Annotated in this window: 15 protein-coding genes; 7 read left to right on the top strand and 8 right to left on the bottom strand. The window is 24.4% G+C overall.

Annotated elements, in window-relative coordinates:
• Positions 1 to 3: 3 nt before the first annotated feature.
• The 3 genes from rplI to RATSFB_RS06990 all read right to left on the bottom strand — a co-directional run bounded on the left by rplI (position 4) and on the right by RATSFB_RS06990 (position 3759).
• Positions 4 to 447, bottom strand: coding sequence for a 50S ribosomal protein L9 (gene rplI / locus RATSFB_RS07000; RefSeq protein WP_014095333.1), 444 nt, complete (start codon positions 445 to 447; stop codon positions 4 to 6).
• Positions 448 to 703: 256 nt separating this feature from the next.
• A complete protein-coding gene (gene metG / locus RATSFB_RS06995; protein ID WP_014095332.1) occupies positions 704 to 2266 on the bottom strand; it encodes a methionine--tRNA ligase in 1563 nt (520 codons plus the stop codon).
• A 26-nt stretch (positions 2267 to 2292) separates the two neighbouring features.
• Positions 2293 to 3759 carry an LTA synthase family protein gene (locus RATSFB_RS06990; protein WP_014095331.1) on the bottom strand — a complete coding sequence of 489 codons (1467 nt, stop codon included), beginning with the start codon at positions 3757 to 3759 and terminating at the stop codon, positions 2293 to 2295.
• A gap of 37 nt (positions 3760 to 3796) precedes the next feature.
• On the opposite strand from RATSFB_RS06990, the gene RATSFB_RS07515 reads away from it, so the two are divergent.
• Positions 3797 to 4006: a hypothetical protein gene (locus RATSFB_RS07515; RefSeq protein WP_242821402.1), complete on the top strand. Its 210-nt coding sequence runs from the start codon at positions 3797 to 3799 to the stop codon at positions 4004 to 4006.
• A 385-nt stretch (positions 4007 to 4391) separates the two neighbouring features.
• Entirely contained in the window at positions 4392 to 4598 is a 207-nt protein-coding gene (locus tag RATSFB_RS06985; RefSeq protein WP_014095330.1) for a (2Fe-2S)-binding protein, read from the top strand.
• Between the two features lie 30 nt (positions 4599 to 4628).
• Here RATSFB_RS06985 and RATSFB_RS06980 read toward each other — a convergent pair whose 3' ends face one another.
• The 4 genes from RATSFB_RS06980 to RATSFB_RS06965 all read right to left on the bottom strand — a co-directional run bounded on the left by RATSFB_RS06980 (position 4629) and on the right by RATSFB_RS06965 (position 8757).
• Positions 4629 to 5456 (bottom strand): energy-coupling factor transporter transmembrane component T family protein, encoded by an 828-nt coding sequence (locus RATSFB_RS06980; protein WP_014095329.1) that lies wholly within the window; start codon positions 5454 to 5456, stop codon positions 4629 to 4631.
• Positions 5440 to 7170, bottom strand: coding sequence for an ABC transporter ATP-binding protein (locus RATSFB_RS06975; RefSeq protein ID WP_014095328.1), 1731 nt, complete (start codon positions 7168 to 7170; stop codon positions 5440 to 5442). Before RATSFB_RS06975 ends, RATSFB_RS06980 begins: the two co-directional genes overlap by 17 nt.
• Positions 7171 to 7203: 33 nt before the next feature.
• Positions 7204 to 7755 (bottom strand): ECF-type riboflavin transporter substrate-binding protein, encoded by a 552-nt coding sequence (locus RATSFB_RS06970; RefSeq protein WP_014095327.1) that lies wholly within the window; start codon positions 7753 to 7755, stop codon positions 7204 to 7206.
• Positions 7756 to 7830: 75 nt separating this feature from the next.
• A complete protein-coding gene (locus tag RATSFB_RS06965; RefSeq protein ID WP_014095326.1) occupies positions 7831 to 8757 on the bottom strand; it encodes a TIGR01212 family radical SAM protein in 927 nt (308 codons plus the stop codon).
• A gap of 100 nt (positions 8758 to 8857) precedes the next feature.
• Here RATSFB_RS06965 and RATSFB_RS06960 point away from each other — a divergent pair, with 100 nt between their 5' ends.
• The gene (locus tag RATSFB_RS06960) at positions 8858 to 9922 is read left to right on the top strand and encodes a YkvI family membrane protein (protein ID WP_242821401.1); all 1065 of its coding nucleotides are present in this window, start codon (positions 8858 to 8860) and stop codon (positions 9920 to 9922) included.
• A 15-nt stretch (positions 9923 to 9937) separates the two neighbouring features.
• Here RATSFB_RS06960 and RATSFB_RS06955 read toward each other — a convergent pair whose 3' ends face one another.
• Positions 9938 to 11791: a glutamine synthetase gene (locus tag RATSFB_RS06955; RefSeq protein WP_014095324.1), complete on the bottom strand. Its 1854-nt coding sequence runs from the start codon at positions 11789 to 11791 to the stop codon at positions 9938 to 9940.
• A gap of 113 nt (positions 11792 to 11904) precedes the next feature.
• On the opposite strand from RATSFB_RS06955, the gene murI reads away from it, so the two are divergent.
• The 4 genes from murI to RATSFB_RS06935 all read left to right on the top strand — a co-directional run bounded on the left by murI (position 11905) and on the right by RATSFB_RS06935 (position 15065).
• Positions 11905 to 12693: a glutamate racemase gene (murI, locus tag RATSFB_RS06950; RefSeq protein WP_014095323.1), complete on the top strand. Its 789-nt coding sequence runs from the start codon at positions 11905 to 11907 to the stop codon at positions 12691 to 12693.
• Position 12694: 1 nt separating this feature from the next.
• Positions 12695 to 13060 carry a DUF3783 domain-containing protein gene (locus RATSFB_RS06945; RefSeq protein WP_014095322.1) on the top strand — a complete coding sequence of 122 codons (366 nt, stop codon included), beginning with the start codon at positions 12695 to 12697 and terminating at the stop codon, positions 13058 to 13060.
• Between the two features lie 55 nt (positions 13061 to 13115).
• Complete coding sequence (locus RATSFB_RS06940; RefSeq protein ID WP_014095321.1) at positions 13116 to 14432, top strand: peptidoglycan-binding protein; 1317 nt, start codon at positions 13116 to 13118, stop codon at positions 14430 to 14432.
• Positions 14433 to 14567: 135 nt separating this feature from the next.
• Entirely contained in the window at positions 14568 to 15065 is a 498-nt protein-coding gene (locus tag RATSFB_RS06935; protein ID WP_014095320.1) for a hypothetical protein, read from the top strand.
• Positions 15066 to 15078: the final 13 nt, after the last annotated feature.

Genomic DNA, 15078 nt, shown 5'->3' with positions numbered 1-15078 from the left:
AAATTAGTCGCTAGTAACTTTTAGTACCATATTAACTGAAACCTCTGGGCATAATTTTATTGAGATTGGATAATTTCCTAAAGATTTAATTTGTTCAAATGATATTTTCTTTTTGTCTATATTTAATTTGAATTGTGAATTTATTTTATTACAAATATCTTTAGATGTTATTGATCCAAATAGTTTTCCGTTAGTACCAAGCTTTGTAGTAATTATAATTTCTTTTCCTCTTAATTTATTTGCTATTTCTTGAAATTCTTCAATTTTTTTGATGCGTTCTTGACGTTCTATTTCCTTGTTGTAATTTAATGTATTTAAATTTGCATCATTAGCTTCTATGGCTAATTTTTTAGGAAATAAGAAATTTCTTGCATATCCATCCGATACTTCAATTAAATCATTTTTTTTTCCTACATTTTTAATGTCATTAGTGAGTATAACTTTCATTTAAATACCTCCGTAAAATAAATAATTTACATTATAAATTATAATAAGAATATTTTAGTTTTAATAAGTATATATTTCAAGGCTTTAAAGGCATTTATTAAAATATTAAAAATATAGGATATATATATTATTAACACATATAGTATTGTTTAAAATTTGTTTTAAAATTCTTAATTAAGTAATGTAAAATATATATATAATTGTATAGTATTATCCAAACAAATACATTTAAAGGCAAATAGAATTCTATTTGCCTTTAAATGTATTTGTTTAAAAGTTCTTTTAATTTTTCTTCAATATTTATTCTTGGGAATAAATTTTCTCCTTTTTGAACTATAGTTCCAGCTTTTGTTCCATTAAATTCTGAAATTGAATCGAAGGAGTCGATTTCATAATTTAGTTTACATTTTATTTCTTTTGATGTATTTGGCATAAATGGAGATAGAAGAATTGAAAACACACGTATAGATTCACATAAATTGTATAAAACAGTTTTAAGTCTATCTATAGAATTTTTATCTCCGCCAAGAATCCATGGTTTAGTTTCATCTATATATTTATTTGATAGGCTTATACAATTAAATATTTCAGATAATGCATTTGATATTTTTAATTGATCCATGTATGAAGTAACTTTATCCTTTAAATTTTTAACTGAATTTATAAGTTCCATATCATCATTCAATATTTCAGTTTGATTAGGAATAACGCCGTTAAAATATTTTATTACCATAGATATGGTTCTTGATATAAGATTACCTAATAAATTAGACAAGTCACTATTCACTTTCATCATAAACAATTCATTATTAAATACACCGTCATTTCCAAAATTAACCTCACGTAAAAGGAAATATCTTATAGAATCAATTGAAAAATGTTTTGATAAAATAATAGGATCAATTACACTACCTTGAGATTTAGACATTTTATTTCCATTTATAAGAAGCCATCCATGACCAAATACCTGTTTTGGAAGAGGAAGATTAAGCGCAAATAACATAATGGGCCAATAAATTACATGAAATCTAACTATCTCTTTTCCAACAACATGAAGATCAGCAGGCCAAAAAGAATCCATAAGATTTTCCCTATTATTTCTATAACCTAAGGCAGATATGTAATTTGATAGAGCATCTATCCACACATAAACAACGTGATCGCTGTCAAATTTTACAGGTATTCCCCATTTCAAACTAGTTCTAGAAACACATAAATCTTGAAGTCCAGGTTTTATAAAGTTATTTATCATTTCATTCTTTCGTGATTCTGGTTGAATAAATAATGGATTTTCTTCTATGTGTTTTAATAATTTATCAGCATATTTACTGATTTTGAAAAAATAAGCATCCTCTTTTTGTATAATTACATCACGTTTACAGTCTGGACATTTATTATCAATTAACTGAGTTTCTGTTAAAAATGATTCACAAGGTATACAATAATGTCCTTTATATGTACCTTTGTAGATATCTCCATTCTTGTATAAATTTTCAAATATATTTTGAACAGTTTCTATATGATAGTCATCAGTTGTTCTTATAAATATGTCATAATCTATATTAAACAATTCCCAAAGAAACTTAATTTTTTCAACTATTTCATTAACATATTCTTTAGGATTTTTTGAAGCTTTTTCAGCATTTTGTTGTATTTTTAGTCCATGTTCGTCAGTTCCTGTTAAAAATTTTACATTATATCCCTGAAGTCTTTTGAATCTAGCTATTGAATCACTCATTATTGTCGTATATGTATGTCCAATATGTAAATTTCCTGAGGCATAATATATAGGTGTTGTTATATAGTAGGTATTTTTCATTATTTTATTTATCCTTTCATTTATTTTTAAAATATAAATTTATTACTGATATCTAAAGGAGAATTTTTATTTGAAAATAATACAACTAAAAATATATCATCATTATTGGTAGTGTAATTTACAGATTTTAGACAATTAGGAGATATATATTGGGTATCAATTTTTATACCATTGACTAGAATCTTTGAATTTTCAGTAAAACCACTTCCAATTATTAAAATTTCATTCTCAGATATATTAACATTTTCTATAATTTGAGGTTTATTACCTATTTTTATAGTGGATTTTTCGTAAGGAAATTTATTATCTTCATATATGTTTTGTTTTTTTATATCCAATATTAACTGCTTTTCGTAATCATCATAATTCTGATCTTGTTTTAAAATTGTCCTTAATTTATGATATATAGTAGAATTTATATTTAAATCTGAAAAAATTTCATGAAGAAATTCATAAGAATGAATTTCTTCATTCTCAATAGATATCGAATTATTATTATTTGATTCAATTATTAAATAAGGAGTTTTAAATAAATCTACACTATCTAATAAAGATAATGTACTATGATTTTCTCCAAGAGAAGGTAGATGATCGCTATAAAATATCAGAACGTATTCTTCATCTATATTATTGAGTTCATTTACTAAATTAAGAATAAAATCATCTACATGTTTAATAATATTTGCATAATTTTGGAGTTCTAGTAATTCCTGTTCATTAAGTAAATCATTTTTTACTACAATATCTCCATCTATTGGCGTATTATATGGGCCATGGGATTCTACAGCTACACCAAATATAAAATCTTTCTCAGGAGTATTTTTAATTTTAGTTATAATTTCATTTATTAAAAGATTATCTTTATACCAAAAATTTTTGCTAGTTTCTCTTGACGAAATAGATTCAATAGGTATAAATGTATCAAATCCGAGATTTTCATAAGCTTTAGTACGATTGTAAAATGTTGAAAAATAATTGTGTAAGGCTGTTGTTGCATATCCAGAATTTTTTAATATATAAGGAATACTTTCCACTTGATTTTTATTTAGTATATTTAAGTAGGGCATTTTGGTATAAAGATTTTTCATGTTAATGCCTGTAAGTATTTCAAATTCTGTTTGTATTGTTCCACCACCTAAAACTGGAACTATTATTTCTCCACTCTCATTTGTTTTTGATAAATTCCTCAAATTTTTAAGTGGATCACTAGAGAATTTTGTATTTTTTAACTTAAGTGGGTCAAATAATGATTCTAATTGAATTACAATTATATTAAGATTTGGATCCTTAGAATTATAATAATGGTTATTTAATATATTTTTAAGTTTGAGGACTTTATCTATATCATAATTAAAATTTGTATTATTTAAAAAAAACAAGTTAGTTGAATTATAAAATGAGTGTAGAAATCCATTTTTTAAATATGTATCCGATAAATTAAAATCACTTAAGGCATATGTAATAGATTTACCATAATTATAAAGTTTATCCATAGAGAATAGATAAAACCATATAAAAAATGGATATAGTATGAAATTTAAATATGAATGTTTAAAATTAAATAATTTAAATTTAATATTTTTAGATAGTTTTATTAAAATTATAAATATAATAGATAATAAAATAATTAAGATTAATATATTAGTTATAAGTTTAAAATTTAAATATTTTAAAATAATATCAGTAGCTTCATTTACTAGGAATAAATCTTCAAAAATTAGAGGGGTACCTTTAAAATAAATATTTATATTACTTATGAATGCTATAAAACACCATAAACTATAGTGCATTGCACAAAATATAAGGGGTTTTTTAAATACAAACGTATATAAACTTGAAAATATAAAAAATAGTATTAAATATAAATTTGTATATATAGTGTTTGATTTTAAAAACATATATATAGCATTAAAATCTTGTCTATGGATTATTTCAATTAGAATAAAAAATAATAGACAAGTTATAACATATTGAACTATAAGTTTATTATTATATTTTTCATTATTATTTAAATTGTTAATCATAATTATTAAGCTAGAATGAAAAATACTAAATACTATATAGTATATTATACATTGAAATGTATACTTAATAAAGTGTATAATATTTGAGAGGTGGTAAATCAATGGATAAAGATAATATCATAAAAGATAAAATGACAAAGATATGTTTGTGTAAAGGAATTGATAAATTTACTATTAATGAGTGTATAAAAGATGGTGCTAATACTATCGATAAGATAAAGGAAATGACAGGTGCAACTGGAGGCGGATGTAAAGGTGCTAGATGCAGAAGTAAAATTATTGAACTTATAGAGGCAGCTAATAAATAGAAGGGGGAAGATGATAACATCTTCCCCCTTCTATTTAAATGGATTAAAAAATCGACCATTATTTGTATGGAATAAATATATTGATATTAAATTTAAAATTATAAAAAATAATATTGAGAGTATATCATTTTTTTTGAATTTTTTCTGATTGTACCATGTACGTTTTTTGTTATATCCAAATCCTCTAAGTTCCATTGCGCATGAAATCTTATCTATACGATTAAGGCTTGAAAATATTATAGGTATAATTATAAGGAACATATTTTTCATTCTAACAATTAGTTTTTCGTTTTTAGACATATCAATTCCACGAGCTTGTTTAGATAAAGACACATTTTTATAATCCTCTATTATATCTGGTATATACCTGAGAGCTAATGATATAGAATATGAAATTTTATAATTTATACCTATTTTATTTAATGATGCAGCAAATTCGCTCGGGTTTGTTGTTAATATAAATAATAAAGAAATAGGTATTACACTAAAATATTTTAGCGTAATATTAAATTGATAAAAAATCTGCTCAGCAGTAACTGAATATGAGTTATTAAAATTTAATAAAATAGTTTTAGTTCCATATATTTCTGACCCTGTATTAGGACCAAAGATGTATATGAGTATATTATTTAATAAGAGAAATATTAGTATAAATATTATTATCAAAGAAATATCTTTAAATTTTATCTTCGATATTTTAAATAAAAATAAACTTAAGATTAGTAAGGAAATTAGTAATCTTGTATCGTATGTTATTATTGTTATAGTACACCAAAGTATAAAACATATTAATTTAGTTGCGCCTGTTAAGTTATGAATAAATGAATTCTTATCTATATATTCAAGAACAAGTTTCATTTTTATCTCTTGTGCTCCTATCATAAGTTATAAATTTGTTTATAAATATCTCAGTATTATTTAAGGATAATTTTTCAGAAATACTATGTAATGAGGTTTTCTTTAAGTTTGCGTTTTTAATTATGTCATCATTTGATAAAATTTTAGAAGGAATATCATCACCTATTTTTTTACCATCCGATATAACAATGCACCTATCTGCGTATTCCATAAGCAAATTCATATCATGAGTTATCATAATTGAAGTTATACCATGATTTTTCAAACTCTTTATAAATTCCATTACTTTATTATAATGATTAAAATCTTGCCCAGCTGTTGGTTCATCTAAAATAAGTATTTTAGGATTACTAACTAAAATAGATGCTATTGTTACACGTCTTTTTTGACCAAAACTAAGTGCAGAGATAGGCCAATTCCTAAATTCATACAAACCACATATTTTCAATATATTATATACTTTAGTTTCTATCTCATTTTTATTCAATTTCATATTTTTAAGAGTAAATGCTACTTCATCAAATAATAAATTATGACTTATCATTTGATTTGGATTTTGCATTACATATCCAATTAAAGATGAGCGCTCAAAAATTGTAGAATTTGTTATATCTTTATTATTAAATAATATTTTACCAGAAGATGGTTTTAAAAAACCGCATATAATTTTTGAAATTGTAGATTTTCCAGCACCATTTTTACCAACGATACATAATAATTCATTTTTATAAACGTCAAATGATACGTTATTTAACACATTTTTTTTATTATTATAACTAAAATTTATATTCTCACATCTTAATAATGGAGAGGATGAATCAATAATATTATGGGGATTGAAGTATTTTAAATCATTGTAAAAAGTTTCAATATTATGTTTAAATGGTGAGATATCTAAATTTTTTATATCAAAAACATTTGGATATTTTTCTACATTACATCCAGCATATTTTAGAGCTGTTAAATATAAAGGCTCTCGTATTCCATATTTTTTTAATAATGAAGAGCATAGTAATTTATTCATTTCACCATCAAAAACTATGCAACCATTATGCATTAACAATACTCTATCAAAATTAAGTTTCAATACCTCTTCAAGTCTATGTTCTATTATTATTACAGTCTTAGGAGTTTTCTCTGTTATTTTATTAATTAAATTTATAGTTTCTTCAGATGTTTTTGGATCTAAATTTGCTAGAGGCTCATCAAAAATTAATATTTCACTATCATCTACAAGTACTCCACCTAGAGTTACCCTCTGTTTTTGTCCACCAGATAGATTATGAGGATTTGAATTTAAAAAATCATTTACACCAATGAGAGAAGATATTTTATTAACTTTTTCGTGCATAACTTTTTGATTAACACACAAGTTTTCTAACTTAAAAGCTATATCTTCTGCAGATGTTAATGCTATAAATTGATTATCAGTATCCTGAAGTATTGTAGCTACGCTTTTTGAAATTTCAAAAATAGACATATTTTTGGTATTTTTATTTTTAATTTCCAAATTACCAGAAATTTCTCCCTGATAAAAAAACGGAACAAGACCATTTATAGAGTTAAATAGTGTACTTTTACCACATCCAGATTCACCTAATACTAATATTTTTTCATTTTTATAAATAGTAAGATTTATATTTTTAAGTGTTGAAGATTGTTGAGAATTGTATTTAAAACTAAAGTCTATAAACTCGATTAATTTTTCTTTCATTAAAGTATTTACCTCAAATTTGGAAATTTTGTTTTAAGATTCTTTAGATAGGCTACCTTTTTTAACAATAGATTTAGCATAGAGTGATAATAAGCCTGTTCCAACTATACCTACAGTTATTATATTTAAAAGTGATGCTATTGCTCCTTGTATAAATACTTTATTTGTAGGTTCTGAATATATAAATATATCTAAAACAGGTGCAATTACAAGCCAGGCAATAAGATTTGATATAATTTGTGCAATATTAAACTTTATTATTGAAGATTTATTAAAATCTTTTAATTTAACAAATCTAGAAGATAAACCAATTATGAGACCTATGCTTGCAGATGCTAAAATCCAACTAAACCAAGGTGAACCATAAAATAACATATCTTTTAATGTATGTCCTATAAATCCAATTAAAAAACCAGACAACGGTCCATAAATCATTGAGATTAAAGCTAGGAATGCATAAGATAATTCGAAATTTGTATTTGGAATTCCAGAAGGGATAGATGCAAAACGTCCTAAAACCAAAAAAACAGCAGAACCAATACCTATTGCTACTATATTTCTAATAGAGATAGAAGAGTTTTTCAAGATGAGTCCTCCTTAAAAAATATTTTATTTTCACACAAAAAGTATACACAATAAGATGTTTAAAATCAACATTAACTAAGCATTAAAATACTTACCTTGATATATATTATTTTCCTTTAAATAATGATGTATTGAGTTTAATAATTCCCATTTTTTTATGCTCCATTTAGGTTCTATTATATCCTCTCTCTTTGCATCCCCAGTTATTCTATGTATTACTATATTTGGATTTGTAAGTGATATAGCATCTCCTATTATTTTTATATAACTATCCATTGTTAGTGTGTATATGGATGGATTTTTCATATATTCTTGTGCAAGTTTAGTGTTTTTAATTATATAAAGTAGATGATACTTAACACCTTGTATATCTAAGCTATTTATAAATTTTACGGTGTTCATCATATCATCATAGGATTCATAAGGCAATCCAAATATAACATGTGCAACCACGTTTATATTTCTCTTTCTTAATTCTATAACTGCATCTTTAAAACAATTAGTATCGTGTCCACGATTTATTAAAGTAGCAGTTGAATCTTTTGAAGTCTGGAGTCCAAGTTCAATCATTAAAAATGTTTTTTCATTATAGTAAGAGAGCAAATCTAAAATATCTTGAGATAAACAATCAGGACGAGTTCCTATTGATAAACCAACAACTCCTTCTTGAATTAGTGCCTCATCATATATTTTTTTTAAATAATCTAAAGGAGCATATGTGTTTGTATATGCTTGAAAATATGCTATGTATTTATTTGAACTCCATTTTTTTTTCATCATTTCTTTTTGTTGGGTAAATTGTTCTGTTACTGATTTTAATCTATTTCCTGCAAATTCTCCAGATCCCATAGAGCTACAAAATGTACATCCACCAAAAGCTATTTTCCCATCTCGATTTGGACATGTAAAACCGCCATCTAATGTTATTTTTATTATTTTTTCTTTGAATTTATTTCTAAGAAATGAGTTTAAAGAAAAATAAGGTTTATCATCTAAAATCATAATTTTAAGTACCTCCTAAAAATAATAGATTCATATTTTAACATATATAAAAATAAAAATTAAATATATTATAAAAGGTAGGTAATTAATTTTGTTAAATGTGAATAATTTAATGAGCGTATTTAAAGTATCATGTATCTTTATTGGTACAATTGTAGGGGCTGGACTTGCATCAGGAAAGGAAATATATCAGTTTTTTTCTGTATATGGGTTAAGTAGTTTTTTTGGACTTATAATATGCTTTTTTATGTATGTATTTATTGGAAATATGGTATGCGATATATGTAATAAAAAAAATTTATCTTCTTATGATCTTTTAATAAATGAAATATGCCCCAAAATTCCAGCTAAAATTTTAAATAGTTTTGTAGGTTTATATTATTTGTTTTCCTCCTCGATTATATTTGCGGCAAGTGGTTCTATAATAAATCAGTTTTTTTCAATACCGAATATTTTGGGGATAATATTAATGATAGTAGTTTCGGTTATAATTTTAAAATTTAGCATGAAGGGACTTGTTCTAATTAATTCATTAAGTGTACCAATAATGATTTGTTTAATATTTATAATATTCATAATGTTTGAATTATTTTTGAAACCAATAGATATAGAAACATTATCATTACTTACTTTTAAAGATAATGGAATAAGATTACATAATAATATAATTTTATCTTGTATTTTGTATGGTGGATTTAATATTTTAAGTGCAACGGGTATTTTATCTAGTCTCGCAACTCAACATAAGAGAAGTAATTTTAAAAAAGGTATATTTATAGGATCTTTACTTTTGATATTAATAAGTATGATTATAAATTATTTGATTTTATCAAATATGCCATACATAGCTAAGTATGATATACCTCTCTTGTATATATCTAGAATATTTGGAAAAGTATTTCAACTAATTATACTTGTTTTGATATGGGTGGAAATGCTTTCAACAGAAACATCTAGTCTTTACTCTCTTGCAAAAAGCATTTCAAATAAGTATAAAATTTCATTATTTAAAAGTATTTTATTGATTTTAGTTATTTCAATACCTATATCCATAATTGGTTTTACTAAACTAATTTCTATTATATATCCATTGTTTGGGTTACTAGGAGTAGTGTTTATTTATTATATAATTAAGTATAAATACATAAAGAAAAAGGGTATCTAACAGTTTGTTAGATACCTAGCATAGATCATATATATACATGAAATTATTTATCATATTTTCAATTTTTATATGGGTATTTGATATTGATTCATATTCTCTATTTTTAATGTGATATTTGAGTTTAGAAACTAAACTTAAGTGATTAAAACTATCTGTAAATAAATTAAAATACAATTCGTTTAATAGTAAGCAATTAAGGAACATTAATTTAGAATTTATATTAATGTTTTTAATTAAATCGCTTAATTCTTTTTTATATTTTGGTAATATTCTATGTTCTATTTCCATTAAATATTGATCTAATGAAGATGTTCTAAAACTATTTATTATATCTGGAGTAAATACGGAGTTTTGTGTTAAAATATCACAGTTATTATTTTCAAAATTCAATAAATTTTCATAAACAGTTTTAGGTGTTTTACCAAAAATATGATCTCTATCTTTCTCTGAGTATTTTTCGAATATATTTTCTTCACTTCTATAAATTTTAGATTTATTTAAATATCCATAATATTCTGTAGAATTTTTTGATAATTCTCTTAACAGAAATTTTTCGTTTTTATCTATAGAATACTTAATTCCATCTACTACGCACATATTTATTGCTGAAATAGTTAAATACATATTTGTTTTGGGATTTGGTGATCTTAATTCAAATCTAGTTGATTTACTATTTTCAGTATCACGTATGAGGGCTATTAGAATAGAACGATTTCTAGATGGTATGTTTTTTGAAATACCAAGTGATGCTACTGTGCATACAGGGGCTTCAAACCCAGGTTTAAGACGTTTTAATGAATCAATTGTATTTGATACAAATGGATTTATTATATCGTAGTTTTTTAAGATTCCCATAATTGCACCATATCCTATAGGATTCATAAATTCATTATTACCGTACGAAAATAAATTTAATAATTTGCCATTTTTAAGTTTTAGAAAAATGCTAAAATGCAAATGAGCCCCATTCCCAGCCACTTTATCTATAGGTTTTGCTGAAAATGTAACATCTAATTTATGTTGTTTAAAAGTTTCTTTTATTATGCTTTTTACGATTAATAGATTGTCACATGTTTGCATTGCAGTTGAATATTTCCAGTCAATTTCCAATTGTTCTAAAATATGATAATTTCCATTTGAGTCTATTTTCGATTTAATCCCACCAACTTCTTTGTGCCCCATTTCTGGATGTAAATCGTAATTTTTCATCATTATTAGTGAGTCTTCTAAAGCTGTTCTAACTATACCTTTTGTCATGTTCCAATATTGTTCATGTAAGCTTTGAGAAGTTGTTAGATCTTCTATATTCACATATTCTTCAGGAGTTTTAACCCAAAATTCAAGTTCAGTCGCAGTATTTATTATTATATCATCTATATCATCAAAATTAATCGATTCGAGGCATCTAGGATTTTTTTTGAATAAGTTCATAAGAGTAGATTTTAGAAAGTTTATTGATCTTTTTAAAATGGATCTAGAATCTACATATTTTTTATTATGTGTTAAAAAACTAGGTATTCTAAGTGTACCTATAGGTTTATTTGTTGATTTATCTATATTACTAAAATTATAATCAACAAACCAATTAGAGTTCTTGTCTATGACTATATCAACTTTTGCATCATTTAATGTTGCTATTCCAGTTAGTACGACTGAAGATCCATCTGTTTGAACAGCACATCCGTTAAAGAATAAATCAATATCGTTTATAAAAATCTCTGTAGGTATTTTTTCATCTGTATCATTAGCATTTAAATCTATACCCATAAGTGATATAAATTTAATTTCAGGGTGAGCCGCTAGTAAGTTTATAATATAGTTTTTGGATATATCCTCTTTTTTAATTAAATAAATTAAGTTTTCAAACATAAATACTCAAAATCAAATAAATTATTTGATTTCCTCCTTTTATTTTTGATGATATTTTGAATTTTATGATATAATTAATCCTACTTATTGTCAAATTCGAAAGGGTTTTATTTATGGATTTTAGGAGTGGAAGTATTGGTTTTTTTGATTCTGGAATTGGAGGTATTTCTGTATTAATAAAAACAATGAAACTTTTAGAAAATGAAACATTTATTTATTTTGGGGATTCTAAAAATTCTCCTTATGGGAGTAAATCTCAAACTGAAATAATTAATTTATCTATTAAGATATGCAATTTTTTGATTTTTGAAAATAACTGTAAGGCCATTGTTGTTGCTTGCAATACTGCAAGTAGTGCGGCAATAAAAGTTTTAAGAGAAAGGTATGAGCCTAAAGTACCAATAATAGGAGTAGAGCCTGCAATAAAACCAGCAGTAGAGTTTGTTAATCTAAATAATAGAAATAGATACATATTATTATTAGCTACACCATTTACGGTGAATGGGGATAAGCTTAAATGTTTAGTTAATCGATATAATCATTATAAAATAGAATGTTTTGCACTTAATCGATTAGCTTATATGATTGAACAGAATGAAAGTGAACAAGTTATTTTTGATTATTTATATACAGAATTATATAGATATATAGGAAATGTTAGTTGTATTGTGTTAGGTTGTACGCATTATTATTTTGTAAAAAATATAATTAAAAATATTTTTGGTAAAGATGTTCCTATATTTGATGGATCACTTGGAACAGCTATGGAACTCAAACGTAGACTTTTAGAAAATAATTTAGCTAATGAGTTAGGTAATTCAAATAGTAAAATTCATATATATAATTCTTTAGATAATGGTAAAGTTTCATATTGTTATAAAATATTAAGGGAGTTGATATAGTGTGAAAAAATTTATATTATACGGATTTTTAGAAGATGAAATATTAAAAATGAAAAATATATTAAAATTTATTAGTAGTAATATAAAATATATAACGTTTGATGATAATGATTTCGATAAAACATTAGGAGAAGTAATAGAAAACGAAAAATTTAATATAGATGGGGAATATAATAGGTTTGATAAAGTGATTATATTTCAAAATATTGTATCTAAAGAAATAGATATATATTTGAAAATTCTCAAAAAAAAATTAAGTAAAAATATAGTATTTGCGACAACAACACAAACATCAATAAATATGCAAATATCATATTTATTTGATGAATTTAAACAAGAAAGAGATTATTTTAGGAAAAACAAGTAAACTTTATTAATTTTTAAGAATAGTTTTAAGTATGAATACTTTTTTAGGAGTTTTTATGTCTACAGGATCTTTAAAAATTCAAACTTATATGAATAATAATCCTGAACCAGTAGATAATGCGAATGTTAGTATTACTTTATATGATAAAGATAATATGGTTAAAGAAGTTGTTTATTTAAAAACAAATGATTCGGGTATAGCTATTTTAGATGGGATAGTCACACCGCCCATAGAATTATCTTTAAATGAGTATGAAACTGAAAGACCATATGGGTTATGTGATATAGTTGTTTCCAGAGATGGATTTAATGAAACATTTATAAAGGGGTGTCAATTATTTGGAGATGAGGAAGCAATTCAGCCTGTTAATTTAAGTGCGATTAATAGGAATAAATCAATTTATAGACAAGTTGAAGAAATTAACATAGAATCAAATACACTTTATGGTAATTATCCACCTAAAATACCAGAACCAGAAGAGAAGGACATTTCTCAATCGACAGGTCAGGTTGTATTATCAGAAGTTGTAGTTCCAGAATTTATTACGGTTCATACAGGATCACCGAACTCTATAGGTACTGATTATACAGTAAGATATTCTGAATATATAAAAAATGTAGCATCTTGTGAAATATATTCAACATGGCCATCGAATGCTATAAGAGCTAATATATATGCGATAATATCATTTACTCTAAATAGGGTATATACAGAATGGTATAGAGGTAAAGGTAAGGATTTTACTATAACAAATTCTACAGCGTATGATCATGCATTTAATTATGGAAGAAATATATTTAAGAATATATCAAATATTGTTGATGAAATTTTTACGACGTATATGAGAAGACCAGGATCTAAACAGCCTTTGTTGTCACAGTATTGTGATGGAAGTAAAGTAAAATGTCCTGGATGGATGACACAGTGGGGGAGTAAATATTTAGCAGATCAGGGATATACACCTTATGAAATATTAACGAATTTTTATGGTACAAATTTGGATTTGGTAACAGCGAAAGAAGTTAAAGGTATACCAATATCTTATCCTGGATACCCTTTAAGAGTTGGTAGTCAAGGTTCTGATGTTAAAAATATACAAAAATATTTAAATGTAATTTCGAGAAATTATCCAGCAATACCTAAAGTTTATGAAGATGGTATATATGGTAATGTTACTAGAGATGCTGTTAGAAAATTTCAAGAAATATTTAATGTTAATATATCAGGTATAGTTGAGTACGATACTTGGTATGCTATTTCTAATATTTATGTTGCAGTTACAGAAATGGCTGAGCTTAGGCAATCAAGTAGAGAATTAACAGAATTTATTCCATATTGTCCTATCGATAAAATATCTCCAATTAAGTATTAAATTTACTAAATAACTATTGATTTTAATCAATAGTTATTTTTTATTTATATAAATAATATTTATATATTTTGATTTATTATTTTAAATACAAATGGTATAATTTTTGGAGGGATATATGTTTATTTAGGGGGGATCATGAATATAAAAGTTAATAAATATTTTTTGATTTTAATTGTAATTATTTTATTTTTAGGAATTTTAAGTTTCTTTAAATCAGATATAAGAAACTTAAAAAATATGTACATACAGGATGTTGAAAAAATATTTAATGATTTAGATAATTTAGAAAATATGTTTATTAAAGAAAATATCAAATATATGGAAACTAACATACTAAGTAAGTATTCTATAAAAGAAATTCGTGATGGATATATGAATGTTAAATTTAGAATAAAATCTCTTGTTGATAATATAAATAAAAATTTATCTTCTGGTAATTTAAGTAGAAAATATATAGTTAATTTATTAAATGATTTACTAGGTACAGTAGATAATGAATTTTTACAAAATAATATTTTTTCTGCAACAGATGATATTTTTATAGAAAATATATTTAATATGATAGATAATTGTAGATTTATAGCAAATAAATATAATTTACTAAAATTTAATTTTGGTTTATCACGTGTTTAAATTTTATAGTGTA

This window comes from Candidatus Arthromitus sp. SFB-rat-Yit (genome assembly GCF_000283555.1).
GTDB lineage: Bacteria > Bacillota > Clostridia > Clostridiales > Clostridiaceae > Dwaynesavagella.
The sequence above is the reverse complement of the archived record's forward strand: the minus strand, read 5'-3'. Positions and strand labels throughout refer to the sequence as shown.

What these genes read in the sequence shown, in the direction of transcription:
- rplI (WP_014095333.1), bottom strand. Translation starts at nt 447, where the DNA reads ATGAAAGTTATACTCACTAATGACATTAAAAATGTAGGAAAAAAAAAT.
- metG (WP_014095332.1), bottom strand. Translation starts at nt 2,266, where the DNA reads ATGAAAAATACCTACTATATAACAACACCTATATATTATGCCTCAGGA.
- RATSFB_RS06990 (WP_014095331.1), bottom strand. Translation starts at nt 3,759, where the DNA reads ATGGATAAACTTTATAATTATGGTAAATCTATTACATATGCCTTAAGT.
- RATSFB_RS07515 (WP_242821402.1), top strand. Translation starts at nt 3,797, where the DNA reads ATGAAATTTAAATATGAATGTTTAAAATTAAATAATTTAAATTTAATA.
- RATSFB_RS06985 (WP_014095330.1), top strand. Translation starts at nt 4,392, where the DNA reads ATGGATAAAGATAATATCATAAAAGATAAAATGACAAAGATATGTTTG.
- RATSFB_RS06980 (WP_014095329.1), bottom strand. Translation starts at nt 5,456, where the DNA reads ATGAAACTTGTTCTTGAATATATAGATAAGAATTCATTTATTCATAAC.
- RATSFB_RS06975 (WP_014095328.1), bottom strand. Translation starts at nt 7,170, where the DNA reads ATGAAAGAAAAATTAATCGAGTTTATAGACTTTAGTTTTAAATACAAT.
- RATSFB_RS06965 (WP_014095326.1), bottom strand. Translation starts at nt 8,757, where the DNA reads ATGATTTTAGATGATAAACCTTATTTTTCTTTAAACTCATTTCTTAGA.
- RATSFB_RS06955 (WP_014095324.1), bottom strand. Translation starts at nt 11,791, where the DNA reads ATGTTTGAAAACTTAATTTATTTAATTAAAAAAGAGGATATATCCAAA.
- murI (WP_014095323.1), top strand. Translation starts at nt 11,905, where the DNA reads ATGGATTTTAGGAGTGGAAGTATTGGTTTTTTTGATTCTGGAATTGGA.
- RATSFB_RS06940 (WP_014095321.1), top strand. Translation starts at nt 13,116, where the DNA reads ATGTCTACAGGATCTTTAAAAATTCAAACTTATATGAATAATAATCCT.
- RATSFB_RS06935 (WP_014095320.1), top strand. Translation starts at nt 14,568, where the DNA reads ATGAATATAAAAGTTAATAAATATTTTTTGATTTTAATTGTAATTATT.